The sequence below is a fragment of the Priestia megaterium NBRC 15308 = ATCC 14581 genome (genome assembly GCF_000832985.1).
Taxonomy (GTDB): domain Bacteria; phylum Bacillota; class Bacilli; order Bacillales; family Bacillaceae_H; genus Priestia; species Priestia megaterium.
Window position 1 is genome coordinate 1,035,341 of sequence record NZ_CP009920.1, and the last position, 25,635, is coordinate 1,060,975.

Below are 25,635 nucleotides of genomic sequence, written 5' to 3' on the forward strand. Positions count from 1 at the left end.
TCATTCTATGAGTTAAACATATTGCTTTGATTCTTCTAAACGAACAGAGACTAATTTCGATACGCCAGATTCTTGCATCGTCACACCGTACAGTACATCAGCTTCTTCCATTGTACCTTTTCGGTGAGTAATAACAATGAACTGTGTTTGAGTACTAAATTTGCGTAAATACGTAGCAAAGCGATGAACGTTTGCTTCATCAAGCGCCGCTTCCACTTCATCTAGCACACAAAACGGCACCGGACGTACTTTCAAAATAGAAAACAGGAGGGCAATGGCTGTTAACGAACGCTCGCCGCCTGACAGCAACCCTAGATTCTGCAGTTTTTTCCCAGGAGGCTGGGCAACAATTTCCACACCTGTATTTAATAAATCTTTCGGATCGGTTAATTTCAAATCCGCTTTTCCTCCTCCGAATAGGGAAGAGAACACTGTACCAAATTCATTGCGGATACGAGTGAACGTATCAGAAAAACGTTTCTTCATTTCCTCGTCCATTTCTTCAATCACTTGATACAGGGTATTTTTCGCTTCGTCAAGGTCCGCTCGCTGCGTATTTAAAAATTCATAGCGCTCTGAAACGCGTTCGTATTGTTCAATAGAACCTAAGTTTACGGTTCCTAATTCATCAATTGCCAGCTTAATGAGCTTGATTTTTTTCCTCGCTTCTTGAATATCTAATGTTAAAGGATAATTTTCTTTTGCTGCTTCAAAGCTAATTTCGTACTCTTCTGTCAGCTGCTGCAGACGGCTGTCTAGCTCTACATCAATTCGATTGATTTTGACTTCTTCATCTTTTAAAGCATCCGCAATTTGTTTGTACTGACGCTGCAGCTCTTTTACAATCCTCTCTTCGTCTTCAAGTTTATTCTGGGCTTTCAACCGCTCTGATCTGGAGTCATCCATTAATTTTAACGTTTCTGTCTTTTCTTTTATTCGCTCATGCGCTGCTTCTTCGAGCTGAAGTTCACCCGAGTCGTTGCTCGTGATTTCACTCGTTAAAAGAGAAAGATCATCTGTAGTTTCAGATAAACGCTGAATGGTTTGATCAAGCTCAAAACACACTCTTTCATATTTTTCTTGCTGATTTGTGAGGAACTGTTCTTTTTTCGCAAGAAGCACTTTTACTTCTGTAAGCTCATGTTGAACCGTTTCTTTAGACGTTTGCTGTGTATGCTTGCGTGCAGCTAACTCTTCAATGTTTTTCTCTAATACATTTGCCTGCTGCTGATTTCCTTGCAAACTTGTATGCAGCTCATCAATTCGAGCGGACAAGCTCGTTTGATCTTGTCTAAAGCTAGCAATATCATGATCGTACATGGTTAAGCGGTCATTCACTGCTTTCTCTTCGATGTCAATTTGCTTTACTTCTCGGTCAGATTCCTGCTCTTTATCTTTCAAGCGTTCCACAAATGCCTGCTGTTTATTAATTTCCTGCTGAAGCTCCTCAATCTGTGACTTTTTATCTTTCACATCTTGCTCGAGCACAAGCGTCTTTTGTTCCATCTCTTCTATTTTTGCCGTAATGGCTTCCACTTCACGCTGACGGCCTAACAAAGAGTTAGACTTTTGCTTCATTGAACCGCCTGTCATCGAACCACCGGGGTTGACGACATCTCCTTTAACGGTCACAAAACGATAGCGGTGCTGCACAAGACGGGCAAGTTCATTTGCACCTTTTAAATCATTGACTACAATAACGGTTCCAAGCAAATTTTTAATAACTCGGTCGTAGGTAGCTTCGTACTTAACAAGAGATGAAGCGATTCCTACATACGCTTCATGGCTTTCTAGCATAGAAATAGTTTGAGCGGGAACATAACGGTCTTTTACAGACGTCAGTGGTAAAAATGTAGCTCTCCCGTAACCATTTTGTTTCAAAAAGCCAATTGCCTGACGTGCACTTTGTTCGTCTTGAACGACAATATGCTGAGCTGCTCCTCCAAGGGCAATTTCAAGCGCTGTTTCATACTCTTTTGGGACATTAATTAGCTCAGCAATCGCGCCTTTGATACCTGCAAGCTTCTCATCACGCGCTTTTAATACTTCTTTTACACCGTGAAAATAACCTTCATAGTCTTCTTGCATCTCTTCAAGCATTTCTTTTCGTGATTTTGTCTGCTGCACGTACTGATAAGCTTGATAAAGCGTAGACTCTTGTTTGCGATAGGCTTGCCTTAATGACTCAAGCTGCTCTCCTTGCTGCTTATACACTTGTACAGCTTGCTGAAGCTCTTGACGAAACTGAGCAAGCCTTTTGATCGCCGCTTCTTTTCGCTGCGTTAATTCACGGCGCTGTTCTACGTATTGCTCGTTGGATTTTGTTAAACGCTGCTCTTTTTCAAACGTTTGCATTTTTTGCTGCTCTAAAAATGAAATTTCATTTCGGGCGGATGTTTGAGCGTTCGCTAATTCAAAATACTCGCTTTTCATCTGTTCAAGTTTTTCTTCTAGATTCTCGCTGTACTGCCTGAACAGCTGTTCCTGCTCAGTAAGCTTCAGGCGTATCTCTTGTACTTCTTTTTGAGATTGCTCAAGATCTTTTCCTTCGCTGTCTTTTGCTTTACTTAGCTCTTGATGCTTATGAGTATACTCTTTTACTAAACGTTCCAGCTGCTCTTTATTTTGAAAGGCATTTTTCTTACGCTCTTTTAATACTTCTTTTTTGCCTTCTAGCTTTTCTACTTCTTCACTTACATATAGTAGTTTTTTATGTAAAGAGTCTAGTTGTTCATCTATTTGCTGAATGTGCAAACGAAGGGTCTGGATTTCTCCTTCACGCGTGCGAATATTCGTCGCGAGAGATTCTTCAAGCTGCTCGTGCTGAGCCATTTCAGCTTTTAGTTTTTCCCATTTCTGATGAAGATCTTCAACTTCAAATACCGTAACAGCCACATCAATGTGCTCTAATTCTTCTTTTTTCTGCAAATAATCTTTTGCAATAGACGATTGAATCTGTAAAGGCTCTAACTGGCCTTCAATTTCATGAAGAATATCTACCACTCGATTTAAATTTTCTTGCGTTTCGAGAAGTCGAAGCTCCGCTTTTCGTTTACGCGTTTTGTATTTTAATACACCTGCAGCTTCTTCAAAGATTTTACGGCGCTCGTCAGATTTACTGCTTAGTACTTCTTCTACTTTTCCTTGACTGATAATCGAAAAAGCTTCTCTTCCAAGTCCTGAATCCATAAATAAATCGACAATATCTTTCAAGCGGCACGGCTGGTTGTTAATAAAAAATTCACTGTCTCCTGAGCGGTACACGCGCCTTGTAATACTAACTTCATGGTAGTCAAGCGGGAGAAACTGGTCATCATTTTCCAACGTCAGCGTTACGTCAGCCACGTTTACCGCACGGCGTGATTCGCTTCCCGCAAAAATAATGTCCTCCATTTTCCCTCCACGAAGCGATTTGGCTGACTGTTCTCCAAGCACCCAGCGTATGGCATCCGTAATGTTACTTTTTCCGCTTCCATTCGGTCCTACTACCGCCGTTACACCTGGAACAAAATCTATCGATACTTTTTCTGCAAACGATTTGAACCCTGCAATATCTAATCGTTTGAGGAACATAGAAATCCCCCCTCACACTTGTAATCTTTTCATAGCAAATCCCCCTTTATAACGAATACGTTAAGAGGGGGATCATTTTATTTCGTTTGACTCGCTCTAATTTTCGTAATAGCTACTTGAGCTGCTTTTTGCTCTGCTTCTTTTTTCGAACGGCCTACACCAACGCCGAGCTCTTCACCATTTAACGATACGCGAGATAAGAATTCGCGATTATGGGCTGGACCTTTTTCTTGCAAAACTTTGTATTCTAACTGTCCAACTCCATCACGCTGAATCACTTCTTGAAGCTGGCTTTTGAAATCCATCACATGAGAAAAAGCACCTTCATTAATTTTTGGAAAGACAACTTTTTTTAGAATCGTTACTACCGTATCAAGCCCTTGGTCTAAATAAAGAGCTCCGATAAATGCTTCAAACACATCGGCCAGTAAAGCCGGTCTAGATCGGCCGCCTGTCATCTCTTCACCTTTTCCAAGTAACACTAGTTTACCAAAATCCATTTCATTTGCAAAAGTAACAAGCGACGGTTCGCACACAACTGCTGCACGAAGCTTTGTTAACTCACCTTCACTCATCGTTGGATATTTTTTAAATAAAAATTGTGATACGGTTAGCTCTAATACGGCATCTCCTAAAAACTCAAGACGCTCGTTGTCTTCATACGGTCTTCTGCGATGCTCATTCACATAGGATGAATGTGTAAATGCTTGAAAAAGAAGCGCTTCATTTGTAAACTGAATACCAATTTCCTTTTGAAACTCTGCAAAATTTTGCTTGAATTTCACGTTCATCTTTCGATCTCGATTTGAATATTGTTTAGGCATAAAATACCTCCGCTTACCTGCTTCAATTGTTTCGTAGTTTTTTCCTAACATCTCTCATTATAAAACGAGGTATCCTAAAAGATACACTACCTTTTCAAAAAAAGAGGTCTTTTTTTGAAATTCTTAAAAAGAAGAGAAAGCCCCGCTGTTTAACGGGGCTTTTCATACATATACTACAGATTAAATTTGGCTCTGTATGTAATTAACTGCATCTCCTACAGTTGAAATTTTTTCAGCTTCTTCGTCAGAAATTTCGATATCAAATTCCTCTTCAAGCTCCATTACAAATTCAACTACGTCTAGAGAGTCAGCACCTAAGTCTTCTTTGAAACTAGATTCTAGTTTCACTTCACTTTTGTCTACACCAAGACGATCAACAATGATTGTTGTTACACGTTCTAGTACCTCTGCCATTGTTCTTCACCTCCCCTCAAGTCATTATAGATGATTTCCATCTAAAATACTATGGTTGAATAATAAAGTTTATCGGTCGCCTAGTAAACGTCCCTTTGTACTTTATCACCAAATTACACTTTTCGTAAAGTGCATTTTTTACATCACCATTCCGCCGTCAACGTGAATCGTTTGACCCGTAATATAACGGCTTGCATCTGATGCTAAAAACGCAACTGCGTTCGCAACATCCTCAGGCTGACCGAAGCTTGCAAGAGGGATTTGCTTTAACATTTCCGCCTGCACTTCTTCATTCAATTTATCCGTCATGTCTGTTGCAATGAAACCAGGAGCAACTGCATTCACTGTAATATTGCGGCTTGCTAATTCTTTGGCAGTTGTTTTTGTTAAACCAATTACGCCTGATTTTGCTGCTACATAATTTGCTTGTCCAGCATTACCGCTGACGCCGACAATTGATGAAATATTAATGATACGTCCTGCGCGCTGCTTCATCATTTGACGAGTAACCGCTTTTGTACACAAAAATACGCCTTTTAAGTTTGTATTAATAACATCATCCCATTCGTCTTCTTTCATACGCATAAGAAGATTATCACGTGTGATTCCCGCGTTGTTCACTAAAATATCTACTGAACCAAATGTAGAAATCGCTTCTTTTATCATTGCTTGTACAGAATCACTTTCTGCCACATTTGCTTGTACAGCAATTGCATCCGTTCCTAATCCTTTAATTTCATCCACAACTTCAAGAGCTTTCGCTTCGCTGCCAGAATAGTTTACAACTACTTTAGCACCAAGCTTTCCCAGCTCAATTGCAACGGCACGACCAATTCCGCGAGAAGCGCCTGTTACAACCGCAACTTTCCCTTGTAACATGTTATTCTCCCCCTTTTAGTGCGTCAATCGTTGATTTTAATGATGTAAGATCATTAACAGCATACACAGCCGCACGGCGATTTACTTTTTTCACAAGACCTGATAATACTTTTCCCGGTCCAATTTCAACAAATGTATCTACACCTTCTGCAAGAAGTGTTTCAACTGTTTCTTCCCATCTCACTGGAGAATACAGTTGTTCCACTAGCTTGTTTTGAATATCTTGACTGTCAGTAACCGGCTTTGCTGTTACGTTTGCTATAACTGGAACCTTCGCATCGCTAAAACCCACTGTTTCTAGCGTATCACGTAGTTTTTCAGCAGCTGGCTTCATTAAACTAGAGTGGAACGGACCGCTTACCACTAGAGGAATCACGCGTTTTGCCCCTTTTTCTTTGGCAAGAGCTCCAGCTTTTTCTACGCCATTTACCGTACCTGAAATAACAATTTGACCCGGACAGTTAATATTTGCAAGCTGAACAGCGTCGCCTTCGCTTGTAATTTGAGCGGTAACGGCTTCTAAATCTTCCGCTGACATGCCAAGCACTGCTGCCATTGTACCTTGACCTGCTGGTACAGCTTCGTCCATATAGCGACCTCTTTTGTGAACAGCAACCACGGCATCTTTAAACGATAAAACCTCAGCAGCCACAAGCGCACTGTATTCTCCTAGACTGTGACCCGCAACAAAATCGGGTGTAATTCCGCTCGTTTTAAATGCTTCAAGCAGCATTGTACTCGTTGCTAAAAGAGCAGGTTGAGCGTGATAAGTTAAAGTCAATTCTTCTTGAGGCCCTTCAAAAATAATGTTTGAAAGATTGAATCCTAAAGCTTCGTCAGCCATATGAATCAGCTTTTTCGCTTCTTCTGTTCCATCATATAAATCTTTTCCCATACCAACAGTTTGTGACCCTTGGCCTGGAAAGATAAAAGCAATTTTCCCCATTTCTTATCTCTCCTTTTCTTCATTAGCAGTTTGTTCGATTGCTTTTTGAATAGTGGAAGACACATTGTTTTCCACCATATTCACAGCTTGCTTAATCGCGCTAAATACTGCATTCGCATCCGACGAACCGTGCGCTTTGATAACAGGCGCATGCAATCCAAACAGCCCTGCGCCTCCATATTCACTGTAATCCATTTTCGCTTTTAACCCCTGCAGCTGAGGCTTTAGCACTGCTGCAGCTAACTTGCTTTTTAACGTGCTCATTAATTCTTGTTTAATCATAGAAAACAAGGAAAGCGCCGTTCCTTCAATGCTCTTAAGAGTCATATTCCCTGTAAAACCATCTGTTACAACCACATCCGCTACGCCGTTTAGCAAATCACGGGATTCCACGTTGCCTACAAAATTAAGATCAGCATTTTTTAGTAGCTGAAAGGCTTGCTTTGTTAAATCGTTTCCTTTTTTATCCTCAGTTCCAATGTTCAGCAGTCCCACTCTAGGAGCTTGAATGCCGCGTACTTTTTCGGCATACACAGACCCCATCACAGCGTACTGGAGCAAATGTTCAGGCTTGGCATCAACGTTTGCACCAACGTCTAGCATTAAAAACCCTTTTCCATCTAGTGTCGGAAGCGTCGGAGCAAGTGCTGGACGTTCAATGCCTTTGATGCGACCTACAATAAAAAGTCCCGCTGTCATTAACGCCCCTGTATTTCCTGCTGAAATACAAGCGTCAGCACGACCTTCGGCTACTTCATTTGCCATTAATACCATAGATGCTTGTTTTTTGCGGCGCACAGCTCGCACTGGCTCATCAGTTGCATCAATGGTTTCTTCTGTATGAATAATCGAAATACGATCTGAATTTGTTAAATATTTTTTTATTTCTGTTTCGTTTCCAATTAACGTAATATGTAATTCTTTAAATTGAGCAGTAGCTTTTTCTACACCTTCAATAATGGCTTTCGGTGCATGATCTCCGCCCATTGCATCAATAGCTAGTTTCATGTTGCGTCTCATCCTTTTTATTATTTATCCTTTGTAGAACGATACATTTTAAAAGTGCCAGAGAACACTTGCTCTTGCCCTACATAGCTGTTTACCTCAACGGTGGTTCGCACTTCACTAGTTGACAGAACTTTCGCTTTTGCTATCACTCGTTCATGAAGCTTAACAGGGCGATGATAACGGATCGACGCATCTGCTGTGAGCGCTAGTTCATTGTTAATAACAGCGACAGCTAACGAATTAGCTTGCGCAAAAAGGTGGTGACCACGAGCGATTTGATTACGCTGAAACACATGCTCTGTTTTCACATCAAAAATAGATATCGCTGATTGATCTAGTTCAATGTCGATAACTTCTCCAATTACTTCTTCAATCGGAAGCGAACGCACTTCCTCGTCTAGTTGTTTTGAAGCTACATGCTTAATACGTTCTCGCAGTTCAGGAATCGACAACTCTAGGCGGTCTAATCGAATTGTTTGAACGCTCACTGAAAAACGGTCTGCTAGTTCTTCATCCGTAATAAATGGGTTTTCTTCAATTGTCGTTTTTAATAGATGCTGTCTTTCTTTTTTACTGCGCTTCATTGTCCACCATCCGAACTTTTAATACTAGGTACTAATAGCAGTATATAATCATTGCCTTCTAATTGCAACATTTTTCACATGCTGTATTCTGTGCATTGACGTCGTATTAATGGCCACCAGCCGCTAACTCTTTCACACTAAGCCGCTTTTTATCTTTATAGACGAAAAGAGATTGAGACATAACTAGATCACTTCAATCTAAAGATGAACAAATGGGATAAAGGCGCTCGTATAGATTGCTTGTTACACCGCTGCTGATTTCCGTGCAAGACTTCGCTTTCCGCGGCCGGCCCGTGATCCTCCTTGTTCCTTACGCTTCTGCGGGGTCTCATCTATTCCGCTTTCCCCGCAGGAGTGCCTTGCCCTTCACTTAACAGTTAGAAGCACCTACATACCCATCACATACATGAAATCTACGTTCATCATCACAATGAAAAAAATCCGAACGATTGATCGTTCGGATTTTCCTTCAACTAAACTACTTTGTTTCAGTCTCTTTTACTAATCAAATTTTTCTCCAGTCAATACGCCCGTTGCTTCTAATTGTATTCTCAGCAGTGCAAACTGATCTTCTGTCCAAAAGCTGTCGGAATTTACAAGCTTAGCAGCATCTTCTCGAGCTACTTCAAGCGCACGGTAATCGTGCACCATATCGGCTACTTTAAACTCAGGCATCCCGCTTTGTTTTCTACCAAAGAAATCACCAGGCCCACGAAGCTCTAAGTCTCTTTCTGATAATACAAATCCATCGTTTGTTTCCGTCATAATGGTCATTCGTTCTTTTCCCACTTCTGATTTCGGATCTGCGAGCAGAATACAATACGACTGTGCATCTCCTCGCCCTACGCGTCCTCTTAGCTGATGAAGCTGAGATAACCCAAAGCGCTCTGCATCATAAATGACCATCACGGTTGCATTCGGAACGTTCACTCCTACTTCTACAACCGTTGTTGATACTAAAATCTGCACGTCATTTACGCTAAACTGTTTCATCACTTCTTCTTTTTCATCAGCTGACAACCTTCCGTGCATGAGACCAACGCTTGCTTTTCCATTAAAATAGTGAGCGAGTGTTGCATGCACATCAATTGCATTTTGAACATCCAGCTTGTCCGATTCTTCAATCAACGGACAAATAACGTAAGCTTGTCTGCCGTCATGTATTTCTTTTTCAACGAAATGTAAAATACGTTCAAGCATATCATGTTTTACCCAGTATGTTTCAATTGCCTTACGTCCTGCTGGCATTTCATCGATAATGGACACATCCATTTCTCCAAATACCGTAATAGCAAGGGTTCTTGGAATAGGAGTCGCCGTCATAAACAGTACATCCGGACTCTCACCTTTTTCACGTAAAACCCGGCGCTGCCCAACTCCAAAGCGGTGCTGTTCATCCGTAATGACGAGCCCTAAACTACTATATATAACTTCGTCTTGAATTAAGGCATGTGTACCTACTAATACATGAACATCTCCGTTTTTCACTCGCTGAAGCAGCTCTCTTCTTGCTTTTCCTTTAACAGACCCTGTTAGCAAGCCTACGCTGATGCCTACCTTTTCAAGCATCGCAGTCAATGACTCAGCATGCTGTTCAGCTAAAATTTCAGTCGGTACCATTAAAGCACCTTGATGCCCTGCTAAAACAGTGGCGTATAAAGCAACCGCTGCTACGACTGTTTTACCTGACCCTACATCACCTTGCAGCAAGCGATTCATGCGATAAGGCGATTTCATATCGTGCGTAATTTCGTTTACTACACGTTTTTGAGCGTTTGTTAACGGAAACGGCAGCAGGTTCGTGAAGTTTACCAGCTCAGTTGAATCAAATGCTTGCTTCATTCCAGGCGTTTCTTCTCTTTCGCGCTTTCTAAGCGCCTGCATTTTTAATTGAAAAAGTAGAAATTCTTCATAGACAAATCGACGTCTTGCTTGTTTTAAATCTTCATGATCACGAGGTAAGTGAATACTTCTAACCGCTTCTTCACGCGTTACTAGTTTGTATCTAGAACGAATAGAGGCCGGGAGCATATCCTGAATGCTACTGCCATAATTCTTCAACGCAAGAGAGACGAACTTCCGCATTCCTTTGACCGTTAAGCTGCCTTTAACCGAGTAAACAGGCTCAATCGTTTGATTTTTAACAAACGGAGAAAATTGAAGCTCCTGCAAGTTAAGCGTTTGCCGGTGCTGATCCCATTTCCCCGTAACCGTAACAGTTTGATCGATTTCTAACTTTGATTTATAGTATGGGCGATTAAAACAAGTAACCGTAATCAAATAGCGGTTTACTAGCAGCCGAAACGTAAGGCGCGAACGCTTTTTTCCGTAATACGTAAGCGAGGGGACGCTGTGAACCTTTCCTTCTACGGTGACCTTTTCGTCGTGCTTTGCTTCAGCCAAATCTTTTAACTCATAATCTTCATAGCGGTATGGGAAATGTTCTAACAAGTCATGCACACTATGAATATGCATATCCTCTAATGCTTGTGCTGTTTCCTCTCCAATACCTTTAATGGTTTTAATTGAAATAGTTGTTAGTTCATTCACTTTTATTTAATGCAATACCAAAGATCTTCGCTTCAAGCTCGCGACCTGTTGGTGTTGCCGCTAAGCCTCCTTGTGCAGTTTCTCGTAATGCAACCGGCATTGTTTGACCAATTTTATACATAGCATCAATGACTTCATCACATGGAATACGACTTGTAATGCCTGCTAAGGCCATATCTGCTGCAATCATTGCATTCGCCGCTCCCATTGCGTTTCGTTTCACACATGGAACTTCTACTAGCCCCGCTACTGGGTCACATACTAATCCTAGCATATTTTTGAGAGTAATTGCCATTGCTTCAGCTGCCTGACTCGGTGTACCTCCTGCCATTTCAACAATCGCTGCCGCTGCCATACCTGAAGCTGAACCAACTTCTGCTTGACATCCACCTGCTGCTCCTGAAATAGACGCATTATTGGCTACAACAAACCCAAAAGCACCTGATGTAAATAGAAATTCAATCATTTCTTTACGAGTTGGGTTTAGCTTATGTTGCACTGCAAACAGCGTTCCTGGCACTACTCCAGCAGATCCAGCAGTAGGTGTTGCACAGATTGTCCCCATTGCCGCATTTACTTCGTTTGTCGCTACAGCTTTGCTGACTGCATCTAAAATTAAATTTCCAGATAAAGATTTTCCACTTTGAATATAGTTTTGAAGCAGCACTGCATCTCCGCCTGTTAAACCTGTAACAGACTGTACCCCTTTTAAACCGCGTTCAACCGCTTCTTCCATAACCGTTAAGTTCCGGTCCATTTTTTCCATGATTTCTTCACGAGTAACTCCCGTGATATCTATTTCCTGTTGAATCATAATCTCTGCAATTTTTACATTTTGACTTTCTGCTAATTCTACTAGTTCTGCTACGTTTCGAAACATATAGTAACCTCCGCTATCATTCTGTCTTATTTTCACTTTAGAATCATCTATAATCACTCGGCTCCAGTTATTCTCTCAAGCCGGTCCTATTCGCTCTATCCTACTCAACCATTCTTGTTACTTGAATAATGTGAGGCAATGTTTTTAACTCTTCAATTACATCATCTTCAATATTCGTATCCATTTCAATTGCCATGAGCGCTACTTCTCCGCGCTCTTTGCGAGATACTTCCATATGTCCGATATTAATTGAGTGTTTCATCAAAATATTCGTAACGGTCGCAATGGCACCAAATCGGTCATTATGCACAACGAGAATAGCTGGATTCATGCCTGATAAATTTAATTCAAATCCGTTCAGCTCCGTAATTTGAATTTTTCCTCCACCAATTGAAATTCCAACAACTTCAATTTCCTTTAATCCGTCGCTCATTTTGATGCGAGCAGTATTCGGATGATCTGTGATTGCCGCTTCCTCAACAAATGTGACGTCCATTCCTTCTTTTTTAGCTAAGTCCAAAGATTGCGGAATACGCTGGTCGAACGTATCAAAATCTAAAATACCGCCAATCAGCGCTACGTCTGTTCCGTGCCCTTTATACGTTTGAGCAAAAGAACCGTACAGTGAAACCACAACTTTTGTGGGCTGCTTGCCAAAAAGCGTTCGTGCAACGCGTCCAATACGCGCTGCACCAGCTGTATGTGAGCTAGATGGTCCAATCATTACCGGACCAATAATATCAAAGACAGATTTATATTTCATAAGGATTTTCCCCCTGCTATTTAGACATTGTTATTACTTATATGTTACTTGAGCTTTTGACTTTTTGGAAGCTTTGTTTCACGCTCTTAAAAAATTTAAAAATTCTCATTTTTATTAGGGACTCACGTACAAAAAAAGCGGTGTATTTATCCATAAAAATAAGATAAGCACACCGCTTTTTTTACTATATTATGCAGGAAAAGATGAATTACTTAAGCTGCTTCTTGCTCGGAAGCTACATCGTCTACTGTTTTAATTTTAAAGTTTTTAAAAACAACTGAACCTATAAACCCAGCTAATGCTCCCGCTAGTGCGCAAAGTACTGCACAAATTGTGACCTTCATAGGGTCATTAAACCCAAACATCACTGCAAGTCCTGCGATTGGCGTTGCCGTGCCTGCAGCATCATTTACCAATCCGAACAGAGCCACAACCACACCGGCTAGTGCACCTCCAACAAAGTTTGTAATGTAGATAGGAATCGGATTTGCTGAAATAATATTCGCTTGTGTTAAAGGTTCAACTGCAACTGAAATGGTTGTACGACGATCCCCAATTTTTAATCGATCAAACAGCACATAGTTCATGAAAGAAGAACCAAACACAGCAAGAGCTCCAATCGCCATAGGCAATCCCGTTAACCCTAGCATAGCCGTTAAAGCCATTGAGCTAAGCGGAGCCGTTGCTACTACTGTGATAACTCCGCCTAAAATAATTCCCATTAAAATAGGGCTAGCACTTGTTGTGTCTTTGATAATTCCTCCAATATTTAAAAGCGTCGCATCTACAATAGGTGAGAATGCATTACCAATTAATCTTGTTAAAGGTGCTGCAATTAAGATGTTCCCTAATAAGTCTAGACCAGCAGGTGCCTTTTTCTCAATAAATTTCACTACAAATGCCATGAGGTATCCCGCAAAAAATCCAGGGAGCAAGCCTAGCCCTGAACACACCACCCCCATCATAAGAGCATATACAGGAGATACGCCTAACGCCAAAGCAACTAATGCTGCCGCCGCAACTCCTCCCATTCCTCCTGCAGCCTTTCCAACTTCACCCAGGAATGAAATACCTAGTAAATCTCCTCCTACATATGACTGAAAGGCCTCTACGAGAAACGCAGCTACCGCTCCGCTTGCCAGCGCCCCCATTGCTTTCATGCCATAAGGTGCCTTGTTGCTAAACAACCAAAATAAAAATAAAACTAATAATAATAAACCTGTTCCTTTTAAAATATCCACTGTTGTCTCTCCTCTCATGCTGTTTTCTTACACATTTGACTTAATCAGTTTTCAAAACTACCATATAAACGGGTTCTTTTCAACTAATATACCTAATATACCGAACAATTACAACAATTAATAATAAAATAGTTCGTATTCCACTTAAAAAAACACAAAAAAAGAAGCGCCCCTCGGGAGGGATGCTTCTTTTTTGGCTATTCAATTGCAAAAATGTAAGAATATAAAGGTTGATCTCCTTTATGAAGCTCTACCTCAACTTCTTCAAACGTTTCTTCTACAAAAGATGTTAGCGCTTCAGCTTCATCGTCTGAGACATCCTCTCCTTGAAGAATTGTAAGGATTTCCGCTTCGTCATCAATCATATAAGTCAATAGCTTTTTTGCTGCTTCTAATTTCTCTGAATCTTTTACAACGATTTTCTTTTCGGCAATACCCATAAAATCGCCTTTAGCTAATTCAAGACCATCAATATTTGTATCGCGAACTGCATACGTTACTTGTCCTGTTTTCACGTGCTGTAGAGCTTCAGTCATTACTTCCTCGTTTTCTTTTAAGCTTTGCTGAGGATTAAATGATAGCAGCGCTGTCATTCCTTGAGGAACCGTTTTAGACGGGACAACCGAAACGTGACTGCCGACAACAGCAGCCGCTTGGTTAGCAGCCATCACAATATTTCCGTTATTAGGTAAAATCAGTACCTGTTCAGCATTTGTTTCTTCAATCGCTTTGACAATATCCTCCGTACTTGGATTCATTGTTTGTCCGCCTTCAATAACAACCGTTGCCCCAAGGCTCTTGAACAATTCAGCAATTCCTTTTCCCATTGACACAGTAACAATGCCAAAGGGCTGTTTTTCAGCATTTTTTACTGCAGGCTTTTCTTCACCTGAAACAATGCTGCTATGCTGTTCTCTCATGTTTTCAATCTTCATTTTAATTAAACTTCCATACTGCTGCCCGTAGTTTAACACTTCTCCAGGATGCTCAGCGTGAATATGAACTTTCACGATTTCATCATCAGATACTACAAGCAATGAGTCGCCCCATTTGCTTAAGTCTTGACGAAACGTTTCTTCAGAAAATGTTTTAGCTGCAGGCTTATCCTCTTCCAGCCTTACCATAAATTCTGTACAATAGCCAAATTCAATATCTTCTGTATTCATATAGCTTTGTGCATGCTTATGATGCTCAGCATTTACGAGTTCATTCATCGAAGGAGCTGACATGGGTACACCCGGAAGTTTTTCACCTTTTAATTCAGCTAAAAACCCTTCATAAATTAAAACAAGCCCTTGACCTCCGCTATCCACTACGCCTACTTCTTTTAACACGGGTAAAAGATCTGGCGTGCGATTTAACGAAGCATTAGCTTCCTTAAGTACTTCTTCCATGAACAGAATCATATCAGGTTGCTTTTTAGCAACAGCCGCTGCTTTTTTAGCAGTATCCTTAGCTACTGTTAAAATGGTTCCTTCGATTGGTTTCATAACAGCTTTATAAGCAGTTTCTACCCCAAGCTCAAGAGCTTCAGCAAACTCAACTGTTGTAATCGCTGACTTTTGCTCAACCGATTTCGCAAAACCGCGGAATAATTGAGATAAAATAACTCCTGAATTACCGCGCGCCCCCATCAATAAGCCCTTAGACAAAGCTTGACTCACTTGGCCGATGTGATCAGATAGTTTATTTTTTACTTCTTTAGCACCAGACGTAATCGATAAGTTCATATTTGTTCCAGTATCACCATCTGGTACAGGAAAAACGTTCAGCGCATCTACATAATCTGCATTGTTAGATAGATGCTGGGCTCCTTGAAGCACCATTTCTCTAAACCGCTTTCCGTCCAACGTTGTCATTGACACGAATCTTCCTCCTTAATTAAACGTTCGTTACACGAACACCCTGCACATAAATATTTACTGAATCAACCGTTAAACCAACCGTTTGTTCCAGTGTGTATTTTACTTTTGTTTGCACATTATGAGCAATTTCAGAAATTTTTGTTCCATAGCTTACGATAATGTACATGTCGATATGTACGTCATCCTCTTCTTGTCTTACCACAATACCTCGTGTAAAGTTTTCTTTGCGAAGAATTTCTGTAAGACCATCTTTAAGCTGATTTTTTGAAGCCATTCCCACAATCCCGTAACAATCAACAGCTGCTCCTCCAGCAATTGTTGCAATTACATCTGTAGAGATATCAATTTGACCATACTTCGTTTTCATTTCGATGGACATACTCGTTCCCCTTTCTACTTTCATAGGTTATAAATATTCTACTATAATCAATCTCGTTTTAAAAGAGGCGTCCAGCTTGTCCCTTTTAAAGATGACAGTATTAGGTATCAACTTGTCTTAAAATGAGTAATAGCCCAAGTTATACCTATTTCTACTCTCTATATTATTGAACATAGATTCATTTTATATGTCAAGGAAAATTTCTTGAAAGCTTTTCTCCAGAACTATTGCATTCTCTGTAAGGCTGTGATAAATTAATATAGTATTTCTCAAAACAGAATTGAGTAGTTTTTTTGGTGTTAGGAGGGAAAATCATGGCACGCAAATGTGTAGTAACTGGTAGAAAAGCTCGTTCAGGTAACGCACGTTCTCACGCAATGAACGCTACTAAGCGTAAATGGGGTGCTAACGTTCAAAAAGTACGTATCTTAGTGAACGGTAAACCAAAACGTGTGTACGTTTCAGCTAGAGCCCTTAAGTCTGGTAAAGTTCAACGCGTTTAATCTTTATAATGAAAAAGCACCATATTTTATGGTGCTTCTTTTATTATTCCAGCGTTGTTAATCTTTTTTGAACGAATTAAGCATGACCTTTACGATGCCACCTAAAAACTTTGGAAGTTTGATTGTATAGAATTTCATACTGTCCCTCCTAACCGTCTCCACACTTTATCTCCTTTTAAAGAAAGCCCTATGTCCTGCTCTCATTTTCCATACTTCATCACAAGCAACGTTTATCATTGCTTCTTACCATCATTAATATGCCTTTTGTAAATGAAAAAGTACCTCTTTGTTGAATAAGTTCATTGCTAATACATAAAGTTGAGCCGAGTTCTACTTCATGCTTATTGAGCGGATATTTGAAACCTTCTAGCGTAAGCTCTTTTACACCGCCTGCAAAAGGAACGAATGAAATATAGTGAAACTCCTTTAAACGATCAACATGATAAGTGCCTGGTTCAAACAATTGAATGATATTTTGATTGTCAATCATTTGTACATTCGCTTTCTCTTTTAACCCTTTGTACAGGAGCTGAATGCTTCCAAACATGTGGTCAAGCCTTCCACCTGTTGCTCCAAAGATACAAATACTTTCCGGTTTTTGCCCTATTGCCCACTCAAAAGCAAGTTCCAAATCCGTTGCATCTTTTTCTGCAGGATACAATTCAACATCTTGTAATGCTTCTCTCACTAGCTTAAGCTGTGCATTTGTAATGGAATCAAAATCTCCAAATGCTTTTACGGGCAAAATGTCTTGCTGAAGAAGAAGGAATACGCCGCGGTCTACTCCTACCCACTTTACATCGTTTGACTGGTGCAGGGGCGGCATATGTTCATCCGGTCCCCCTGCTAGAATATGAATTTTCATTATGTATATGCTCCTTTTCTATTAAAAAATGAACGAAATAAATATGTTTTCTTTATCCTAAAAGAAAAAGCTGCTGTGTACAAGTTCTACTCGTTGTACACAGCAGCTTTTATTACTTACGCTTGAACAGTTGTGCGAATTTGACTAATTGCGCCAGCTCGGTCTTCTTGGTTATAAATAGCTGAGCCAGCCACTAAGACATTTGCTCCTGCTTCCACACATTTTCTTGCTGTTTCTTCATTAATTCCTCCATCAACCTCTACTTCAATAGAAAGGTGACGAATTTCAATAAGCTGAGAGATTTGCTCAATTTTCGGCAGTACATTTGGAATGAAGTTTTGCCCTCCAAAGCCTGGGTTCACCGTCATTAATAAAATAAGATCGATATCTTCTAAGATATGCTTTACCACGTCAATTGGCGTTGCAGGATTTAAAGCAACGCCTGCTTTCATGCCGTGTTCTTTGATTAATTGAATGGTGCGGTGCAAATGAGTACACGCTTCAGCATGTACCGTTAAAATATCAGCACCTGCCTTTGCAAACATTGGAACGTATTGATCTGGGTTTTCAATCATTAAATGCACATCTAATGGCAGTGTTGTGACAGGGCGTACAGCCTCAACGATAAGCGGTCCAATTGTAATATTAGGAACAAAATGGCCATCCATAACGTCGATATGGATGTAGTCTGCTCCACCTGCTTCAACTTCACGAATTTCTTCAGCAAGCTTTGAAAAATTGGCAGATAAAATGGAAGGTGCGATTTTTGTCATTTTTAATACCTCGGCTTTCTTTGCTTAATTTCCTCAATAAATTGCAAGTAATGTTCGTAGCGATAACTCGGAATTTCTTTTTGTTCGTATGCTTCTTTCACCGCACATTTCGGTTCTTTCACATGCAAACAACCTCGAAATTTACACTGTTCACTCAAACGCGACATTTCAGGAAAACAATGGGTTAACTCTTCTACTTCTAACGTTAAAAATTCCAGTGAGCTAAAGCCTGGCGTATCGGCTACTAAACCTTCACCAAACGAAATCAGTTCTACATGACGTGTTGTATGCTTTCCTCTTCCAAGTGACATTGAAATATCATTTGTCTTTAACTCAAGCTCTGGTTTAAGTGTATTTAACAATGAAGATTTACCTACACCTGACTGTCCGGCAATAACCGTTACGCGATCTTCAAATAACGGCTGAATTTGTTCCATGCCTTTTTCTGTGACTGTCGACGTTAAAATGACCTCATATCCTATTTTACGATATTCTTCGGCATATTGCTCGATTTCTTGCTTTTGCTGCTGTGATAAAAGATCTACTTTTGAAATACAAATAATAGGTTCAATATGATTAGACTCCACTAACACTAAAAATCGGTCAAGAAGCATCGTGCTAAAATCAGGTTCAATCGCTGAAAAAACAAGCAGCGCCTGATCAACATTTGAAATTGGGGGACGAACTAATTCATTTTTACGTTCTTTAATTTCAAGTATATATCCTTCAAGCTTATTTTCTGCCTGAAATACTACATTGTCACCGACTAAAGGCGTTACTTTCTTTTTACGAAAAACACCTCGTCCTCGACATTGCGTTACTTGTCCGTCATGAAGAACATAATAAAATCCGCTAAGGGATTTAATAATTCTTCCTTCTGGCATAACCTCACTCCTATCACTCTGGATATTCAACGTCTTTTTCTTCAATAACTTCCCCGTCTCGGACAATTTTATAAGACGCTTTTTCATTTTCATCAACTAAAACATCGAACGATTCTTTTGTTGTTTCAGTAATCGTTAGTTCCTTAGCAGGAACGGACATATCGTTATCTGCATCTTCGATATAAATTTGTACTTTTTGCGGCTTTGGCTTTTCCTCTTCTGTTCCGGTGGCATCGCCTGTTTCCGTTGCGTCGCCTTGTTCCGTGCTTGCTTCGGTGTCAGTCTCTTCTTTATACGGAATAGTCACATCCACTGATACCGTTTGAGGAGCTTTTGGCTCCTTGCCCATTGAGACCGTAATGGTGAGCTTATCACCTTGCTCGATACTCTGCTCCGCTGCAGGCTTTTGAGACATCACAAGACCTTTTTCAACAGTGTCGGAATACGCTGTTTTTACATCCACTTCAATATCTTCATCTGATGCATAATCTTTTACGCTTTTTTCCGTCCAGCCCGAGAAATCCTTTAATGTAATCTTCGGCGGCCCCTTACTTACCCATAGCGTAACCGTTGTATCCTCCGGCACGACTTGTTCGGTTTCTTTAGGCGTCTGATCTGTAATATTGCCTTTTGGTTCTGTGCTTTCAACTTCGATGGATTGGATATCTTTATAATTCTGCTTTTCTAACAGACTTTTTACTTCCGTAAAGCTTCTTCCGATGTACCGGTTAAATGCTTCTTTTTTCTTTCCTGTACTTCGATAAATAATGACATTAGATCCTTCTTTGATAACGTCTCCCGCTTCTGGCATCGTTTTAACCACGTCGCCTTCTTCCACCTCATTATCGGATATATCTTTAGGATTCTTCACTTTAAAGCCCAAAGAAACTAAATCGGTTACTGCTGATTCATAATCTTGATTATGTAAATCAGGAACCTTTACGTCTTTTGGCAGTAATAAAGCCGGAATAAATGTAACGGCGGCTACGCTAGCAGCTGCCAGCAGCAAAAAAATTAAAACAAGCGTTACAATCAGCTTGCTTTTGCCTTTTTTCTTTTTCTTCTTTTTTTTCTTCGGCTTTAACTCTTCTTCCTCTTGTTCTTCGCGCTCTAAGTGAGGAGGTTTTCTCACAGGTACGTGCGTTTCTTCGGATTCAACAAAATCCTCCTTAATAACTGGAATGGCTTTTGTCACTTCTTCATCATCAGGCACCGTAAACCTTTGTTCATTATAACGATTTGGATGAACAGCAGACTGTAAATCCGCTTCGAGTTCTTCGACGGAACTGTATCGGTAAAATGGATCTTTAGTTGTTGCTTTTAATACAACATTCTCCACGCTTTGAGGGATAGATGGATTCCATCTTTTTGGAGAAGGTGTTTCTGTCTGTAAATGTTTTAATGCAATTGACACAGCCGATTCCCCAGAAAAAGGGACTCGACCCGTTAGCAATTCAAATAGGACGATGCCAAGCGAATAGATATCAGAACGCTTATTCGCAAGCCCTCCCCGTGCCTGTTCAGGAGATAAATAATGAACAGAGCCCAAAACAGAATTAGTATGCGTAATGGTTGTAGAACTTAGTGCTACGGCAATGCCGAAGTCAGTAACTTTAATGGTATCATCATGATCAATTAAAATATTTTGAGGCTTAATATCCCGATGAATAATTCCGTACTGATGAGCATGGGCAATAGCTGATGTAATCTGCGTCATAATATGTATGGCTTTATCAAGAGATAGTGGTGATTCTTGCAGAATGTATTGCTTTAATGTCATACCCGGTACATATTCCATGATGATATAATAAATATCTTCTTCTTCTCCAACATCATAAATACTGACAATATTAGGATGAGCAATACTCGTAGCAGATTGTGCTTCTCGATGGAAACGCTTTATAAACGCATCGTCACTTGCAAAGTCTAAACGAAGCACTTTAATTGCCACATCACGATCCAAAATCATGTCGCGACCTAAATAGACGTTTGCCATTCCGCCTCCACCAATTACTTGCAATACCTTATAACGGTCGTTTAGCCGTCTACCTATTAGCAACACTCTCACCCACTTTCAGATGTAAAGTCCACAATTGCAAGTGTAATATTGTCTTCTCCACCAAGCTCATTTGCTAATTGAATCAGGCTCGTACCCTTTTCGTGAAGTGATGAACTTGTTGATAACGTTTCGTTCAGCTTTTGTTCCGTTACCTTATTTGTCAGTCCATCTGAACATAATAATAATCGATCTTCTTTTTCCACTTCAATTGTTTTTACATCTAAACTAACATTTTCTTCGGTACCTAGTGCTCGCAATAAGATATTTTTTCGTGGATGATGCTCGGCATCTTCTTTTGTGATTTGACCATTTTTTACGAGTTCATTCACAAGGGAATGATCTTCTGTTACTTGTTGAAATCCATATTCATTGGAAATATAGCATCTGCTGTCTCCTATATTACCAATCGCACAAAACGTATCGGCGCATAAAGCAAGTACAACTGTTGTACCCATCCCTTTACACTCTTCATGCTCCTGAGCATACTGATAAATATCTTGATTAATTTGCGAAACATGCGTACGAATCCACTGCGTCGCCTCATCAGGAGACGTTACTTTGTCCGCTTCTGCCCACGCTATTTGCAATTTTTGAACCGCCATCTCACTGGCGACGTCGCCAGCTCGATGACCTCCCATACCATCAGCCACAATTGCAAGCAGCTGATTGTGTTGGTTCAAAAATACCCCTCCGTTATCTTCATTGTGTTGTCTAACTCTCCCTCGGTCTGTCATGAAGACAGTTGCCATACAATCACCTCGTCTCTTCTTTACGCTCCTTCGCACGTAATTGGCCACAAGCTGCATCGATATCATGACCTTGCTCACGTCGAATAGTCACGTTAACGCCACGCTTTTTAAGCGTACGTTCAAATGCAAAAATCTGTTCACGTGGTGTACGAACATAATCACGCTCAGGCACATAGTTTACCGGAATCAAGTTCACGTGGCATTTCACGTCTTTAATCAAATCCGCTAATTCCTCGGCATGCTCTACTTGATCGTTTACTCCTCCGAATAGACCATACTCAAAGCTAATACGTCTTCCCGTTTTATCCGTATAATATTTAATGGCTTCCATCAAATCAGGAAGTTTGTACGCACGGTTAATGGGCATTAAGCGTGAGCGGATGTCATTGTTTGGAGCGTGAAGTGAAATCGCAAAATTGATTTGCATTTTTTCATCAGCAAACTTATAGATTTTCGGAATGATTCCACTTGTCGATACTGTGATATGACGTGCACCAATATTTAATCCATCATCACTGTTAATTGTTTTTAAGAAGCGCATCATTTCATCATAGTTATCAAATGGCTCCCCAATACCCATAATTACGACAGAGCTCACGCGTTCTCCTTGTTCATCTAGCGCTTTTTGTACTTTTACTACTTGCGCTACGATTTCTCCAGCTTCTAAGTTACGCTTTAAACCGCCAAGAGTAGACGCACAGAACGTACAGCCAATGCGACATCCAACTTGAGTCGTTACGCAGACAGAATTTCCGTATTCATGACGCATAAGCACTGTTTCAATCGTATAACCGTCATGGAGTTCGAATAAAAACTTCATCGTGCCGTCCCCAGACGTTTGCTGAACGACTGTTTTTAATGTCGTTAATGCAAATTTGTCTTTTAATTGTTCACGTAACCCTTTAGATAAGTTTGACATATCGTCAAAGTCCGTTACGCGTTTAACATATAACCAGTCAAAAATTTGTTTAGCACGGAACTTCTTATCTCCGTGTTCTACTAACCAATTTTCTAGGTCGTTCATTTCTAATGAATAAATAGATGGTTTTTGCGCTTTTTCTTCTGCTTTTGCTTTTCTTTTAGCTACTTCTTCCATTTTTACACCTTCTTCTGTAAACATGCAATATAAAACCCATCGCTTTGTGCATCTGGCAGCAATTGAATTTCACCATGTTTTACGTTTTGTTTAAGCTTTTGCGGCATGCGTGCAGCGAGTGTTTCATCTTTTTGAAAATCAGCATGATCTGCTAAAAATGCTGCTACAACATCCCCATTTTCATCCCGGTCAATTGTACATGTACTATATACAAGGGTCCCACCTTTTTTTAATAAAGGCGCAACCGCATTTAAAATATCTTGTTGAATACGCGCCAGCTGCTTTACATCTTGCTCAGTTTTTGTATATTTCAAATCAGGTTTACGTCTCATTACACCAAAACCTGAGCACGGAGCATCTACTAAGATGCGGTCAAACATTTCTTTATCAAACTGTTCGCCTGCTTTGCGGCTGTCTTGAACCGTCGGCTCAATATTGGTAAGGTGCAGACGCTCTGCCTGTTGGGCAATCAGCTTTACTTTATGGTCATGAATGTCCAAGGAAATAACTTTACCACTGTTTCTAAGCTGCTCTGCAATATGAGTTGATTTTCCTCCCGGTGCAGCACAGCTATCTAAAATTAGCTCTTCTGCCTCTGCACCGAGCGCATGAGCCACTAACATAGAGCTTTCATCTTGAACGGTAAACATTCCTTCACGAAATGCTTGTGTATGAGCTGCATTTCCTTTTTGAACTTCTAGCGCTTCTTCTACAAAATGGCCTGGTTCTACAACAATACCTTCTTTTTCTAGCGCTTCTTTTACTTCATTTTGCGTAAAGCGTGCACTGTTTACTCGGATTGTTTGTTTAGGGGCCATTAAATTAGCTAAACAGATTCCGCGTGTTTTGTCCAATCCATATTGTTCCACCCAGCGTTTTACAAGCCACAATGGATGACTCGTTTCAATCGCCAAGCGCTCCACAGGATTTTGTATTTCTTCTAAAGAAGGCGTGCCGCTGCGCTGGATATTTCGTAAAACGCCGTTTACCATTGAGGCAATTCCTTTGTGACCGCGTTTTTTGGCAATTTCTACTGCTTCATGGAGGATTGCCCGGTCAGGCACTCGGTCTAAATATACCATTTGGTAAAGTGATAAACGAAGCAGCACTCGCACCCAAGGCTGAAGCTTTTTTGGATTTTTCAAGAAAGGCGCTAACCCGTAATCTAACGTATCACGTCTTTGAATCGTTCCATACACAATTTCCGTTAACAACCCTGCATCTTTTCCTTGAATACCCCGTTTTTGTATGCTGTTATTTAACAATAGATTGCTGAATGCCTGATTTTTTTCAATAGCTAGTAAAATATCTAAAGCTATGTCTCGAACGTTGTACTTACTCATTGACATCCCCTAATACTGTTCCGACTTCCACGGATGTACCTCGTAAATACTGCGCTGCATCCATACGTTTTTTTCCAGCCGGCTGAAGTTCCGTCACTTTAATAGCTGTTTCATTTCCAGTTGCTACTATAAATCCGTCCTCTTCAAGTGATAAAACGGTACCCGGTTTGCCTGATGCGGATACTTTTTCTCCCCACCAAATTTTCATGACCTGACCGTCTGCTGTTGTATAAGCAACGGGCCAAGGATGAAGTCCGCGGATATGGTTATAAATTTCTTCTCCTCTACGGGCCCAATCAATTTTCTCTTGTTCACGCTTAATGTTAGAAGCAAATGTCGCTTCGTCATCGTTTTGTTTAACCGGCGTAATTTCACCTTTTAAAAGAGAAGGAATGGTTTCTGAAAGCAATTTTGCACCAGCAGCGCTGAGTTTATCATGAAGTGTGCCAACGTGATCACGTTCTTCAATCGGAACTTCTACTTGTGTTAAGATATCACCTGCATCTAATTTTTCTACCATATACATAATTGTAACACCAGTTTTCGGCTTACCTTGTAGAATTGAATAATGAATCGGCGCGCCTCCGCGCAGTTCAGGTAACAGAGAAGCATGCACGTTAATACAGCCGTATTTAGGCGCTTCTAAAATAGGGGTTGGTAAAATTTGACCAAAAGCCGCTGTTACAATTAGGTCAGGCTCATACGCTAACACTTGCTGATATTCTTCTTCTAAACGAATCTTTTCTGGCTGCAGTACAGGTATTTCATGCTTTAACGCCTCAACTTTTACAGGAGGAGGTGTTAATACGCGCTTGCGTCCTTTTGGTCGGTCCGGCTGTGTAACCACTGCGACCACTTCATATCCATCTTTAAGTAATGTTTGTAAAACCGGCACTGAAAAATCCGGCGTTCCCATAAATACGACTTTCATCGTGTAAAACCTACCCTTCTAGTTCATCCTCTTCGTAATACTTTGTTACTTTTTCCGTGAACAATACACCGTGTAAATGATCAATTTCATGTTGAATTGCTCGTGCTAAAAAACCTTTTGCCTCTATAAAATAAGGTTTTCCTTTACGATTTTGCGCACGTACTTTCACATAATCAGCTCGAGCCACGTCACCAAAAAGGCCCGGAAAACTTAGGCAGCCTTCTGGACCGATTTGTTCGCCTCGTTGCTCAATAATTACCGGATTAATTAGTTCAATTTTACCGTGTCGGTCATCCACGTCTACCACTGCCACTTGCTGCAGAACTCCTACTTGAGGAGCAGCTAGACCCACACCGTCTGCTTCAAGCATTAAATCATACATGCCGTTTAGTAATTTCGCTAATTTATTATCAAAGTTTTTAACGACTTCACATTCTTGTTCAAGTACTTCATTAGGATGGTAAACAAGCTTAAGCTTAGCCAAATAGGCACCTCCTTTATCCTTTCTATTTATATCCAAAAATCT

The 25,635-nt window shown here is 40.5% G+C and carries 24 protein-coding genes; 1 reads left to right on the top strand and 23 read right to left on the bottom strand.

Going from position 1 to position 25,635, the window contains the following annotated elements; genetic code table 11:
- Positions 1-12: 12 nt before the first annotated feature.
- From smc to BG04_RS05930, 13 genes are all read right to left on the bottom strand, one after another.
- The gene (gene smc / locus BG04_RS05870) at positions 13-3,573 is read right to left on the bottom strand and encodes a chromosome segregation protein SMC (protein ID WP_034649190.1); all 3,561 of its coding nucleotides are present in this window, start codon (positions 3,571-3,573) and stop codon (positions 13-15) included.
- Between the two features lie 77 nt (positions 3,574-3,650).
- Positions 3,651-4,397, bottom strand: coding sequence for a ribonuclease III (gene rnc / locus BG04_RS05875; protein WP_013058904.1), 747 nt, complete (start codon positions 4,395-4,397; stop codon positions 3,651-3,653).
- A 180-nt stretch (positions 4,398-4,577) separates the two neighbouring features.
- Positions 4,578-4,811, bottom strand: a complete 234-nt coding sequence (acpP, locus tag BG04_RS05880; protein WP_013058905.1) for an acyl carrier protein — start codon at positions 4,809-4,811, stop codon at positions 4,578-4,580.
- Positions 4,812-4,949: 138 nt separating this feature from the next.
- Positions 4,950-5,690, bottom strand: a complete 741-nt coding sequence (gene fabG, locus BG04_RS05885; RefSeq protein WP_013058906.1) for a 3-oxoacyl-[acyl-carrier-protein] reductase — start codon at positions 5,688-5,690, stop codon at positions 4,950-4,952.
- Position 5,691: 1 nt separating this feature from the next.
- Positions 5,692-6,636 carry an ACP S-malonyltransferase gene (fabD, locus tag BG04_RS05890; protein ID WP_034649189.1) on the bottom strand — a complete coding sequence of 315 codons (945 nt, stop codon included), beginning with the start codon at positions 6,634-6,636 and terminating at the stop codon, positions 5,692-5,694.
- A gap of 3 nt (positions 6,637-6,639) precedes the next feature.
- Positions 6,640-7,644: a phosphate acyltransferase PlsX gene (gene plsX / locus BG04_RS05895; protein ID WP_016765417.1), complete on the bottom strand. Its 1,005-nt coding sequence runs from the start codon at positions 7,642-7,644 to the stop codon at positions 6,640-6,642.
- A 20-nt stretch (positions 7,645-7,664) separates the two neighbouring features.
- Positions 7,665-8,228: a transcription factor FapR gene (fapR, locus tag BG04_RS05900; RefSeq protein WP_013084815.1), complete on the bottom strand. Its 564-nt coding sequence runs from the start codon at positions 8,226-8,228 to the stop codon at positions 7,665-7,667.
- A 501-nt stretch (positions 8,229-8,729) separates the two neighbouring features.
- The gene (gene recG / locus BG04_RS05905) at positions 8,730-10,778 is read right to left on the bottom strand and encodes an ATP-dependent DNA helicase RecG (RefSeq protein WP_034649187.1); all 2,049 of its coding nucleotides are present in this window, start codon (positions 10,776-10,778) and stop codon (positions 8,730-8,732) included.
- Entirely contained in the window at positions 10,771-11,658 is an 888-nt protein-coding gene (gene sdaAA / locus BG04_RS05910) for an L-serine ammonia-lyase, iron-sulfur-dependent, subunit alpha (RefSeq protein ID WP_013084817.1), read from the bottom strand. The genes recG and sdaAA overlap by 8 nt, the downstream gene beginning before the upstream one ends.
- A gap of 100 nt (positions 11,659-11,758) precedes the next feature.
- A complete protein-coding gene (gene sdaAB, locus BG04_RS05915) occupies positions 11,759-12,421 on the bottom strand; it encodes an L-serine ammonia-lyase, iron-sulfur-dependent subunit beta (RefSeq protein WP_013058911.1) in 663 nt (220 codons plus the stop codon).
- Between the two features lie 212 nt (positions 12,422-12,633).
- Entirely contained in the window at positions 12,634-13,662 is a 1,029-nt protein-coding gene (locus tag BG04_RS05920; RefSeq protein ID WP_016765419.1) for a PTS sugar transporter subunit IIC, read from the bottom strand.
- 197 nt (positions 13,663-13,859) lie between these two features.
- Entirely contained in the window at positions 13,860-15,527 is a 1,668-nt protein-coding gene (locus BG04_RS05925) for a DAK2 domain-containing protein (protein WP_034649185.1), read from the bottom strand.
- Positions 15,528-15,543: 16 nt separating this feature from the next.
- Positions 15,544-15,906 carry an Asp23/Gls24 family envelope stress response protein gene (locus BG04_RS05930; RefSeq protein WP_013058913.1) on the bottom strand — a complete coding sequence of 121 codons (363 nt, stop codon included), beginning with the start codon at positions 15,904-15,906 and terminating at the stop codon, positions 15,544-15,546.
- Positions 15,907-16,220: 314 nt separating this feature from the next.
- On the opposite strand from BG04_RS05930, the gene rpmB reads away from it, so the two are divergent.
- Positions 16,221-16,409: a 50S ribosomal protein L28 gene (gene rpmB / locus BG04_RS05935; protein ID WP_013058914.1), complete on the top strand. Its 189-nt coding sequence runs from the start codon at positions 16,221-16,223 to the stop codon at positions 16,407-16,409.
- Positions 16,410-16,466: 57 nt separating this feature from the next.
- Here the strand turns inward: rpmB and spoVM are convergent, their stop codons facing one another.
- From spoVM to def, 10 genes are all read right to left on the bottom strand, one after another.
- A complete protein-coding gene (gene spoVM, locus BG04_RS05940; protein ID WP_016765421.1) occupies positions 16,467-16,547 on the bottom strand; it encodes a stage V sporulation protein SpoVM in 81 nt (26 codons plus the stop codon).
- 79 nt (positions 16,548-16,626) lie between these two features.
- Positions 16,627-17,274, bottom strand: coding sequence for a thiamine diphosphokinase (locus BG04_RS05945; RefSeq protein ID WP_016765422.1), 648 nt, complete (start codon positions 17,272-17,274; stop codon positions 16,627-16,629).
- 116 nt (positions 17,275-17,390) lie between these two features.
- On the bottom strand, positions 17,391-18,047 hold the full coding sequence (gene rpe / locus BG04_RS05950; RefSeq protein WP_013084822.1) for a ribulose-phosphate 3-epimerase: 657 nt from the start codon (positions 18,045-18,047) through the stop codon (positions 17,391-17,393).
- Between the two features lie 2 nt (positions 18,048-18,049).
- A complete protein-coding gene (gene rsgA, locus BG04_RS05955; RefSeq protein WP_013084823.1) occupies positions 18,050-18,931 on the bottom strand; it encodes a ribosome small subunit-dependent GTPase A in 882 nt (293 codons plus the stop codon).
- A 13-nt stretch (positions 18,932-18,944) separates the two neighbouring features.
- Entirely contained in the window at positions 18,945-20,990 is a 2,046-nt protein-coding gene (gene pknB, locus BG04_RS05960) for a Stk1 family PASTA domain-containing Ser/Thr kinase (RefSeq protein WP_028410789.1), read from the bottom strand.
- Between the two features lie 5 nt (positions 20,991-20,995).
- Complete coding sequence (locus tag BG04_RS05965) at positions 20,996-21,739, bottom strand: Stp1/IreP family PP2C-type Ser/Thr phosphatase (protein WP_034649180.1); 744 nt, start codon at positions 21,737-21,739, stop codon at positions 20,996-20,998.
- Positions 21,740-21,743: 4 nt separating this feature from the next.
- Positions 21,744-22,835 (bottom strand): dual-specificity RNA methyltransferase RlmN, encoded by a 1,092-nt coding sequence (gene rlmN, locus BG04_RS05970; protein WP_034649178.1) that lies wholly within the window; start codon positions 22,833-22,835, stop codon positions 21,744-21,746.
- A 2-nt stretch (positions 22,836-22,837) separates the two neighbouring features.
- Positions 22,838-24,178 (bottom strand): 16S rRNA (cytosine(967)-C(5))-methyltransferase RsmB, encoded by a 1,341-nt coding sequence (rsmB, locus tag BG04_RS05975; RefSeq protein WP_016765427.1) that lies wholly within the window; start codon positions 24,176-24,178, stop codon positions 22,838-22,840.
- Positions 24,171-25,109, bottom strand: coding sequence for a methionyl-tRNA formyltransferase (fmt, locus tag BG04_RS05980; protein ID WP_034649175.1), 939 nt, complete (start codon positions 25,107-25,109; stop codon positions 24,171-24,173). The genes rsmB and fmt overlap by 8 nt, the downstream gene beginning before the upstream one ends.
- Before the next feature lie 10 nt (positions 25,110-25,119).
- Positions 25,120-25,593, bottom strand: coding sequence for a peptide deformylase (gene def, locus BG04_RS05985; protein WP_013084828.1), 474 nt, complete (start codon positions 25,591-25,593; stop codon positions 25,120-25,122).
- Positions 25,594-25,635: the final 42 nt, after the last annotated feature.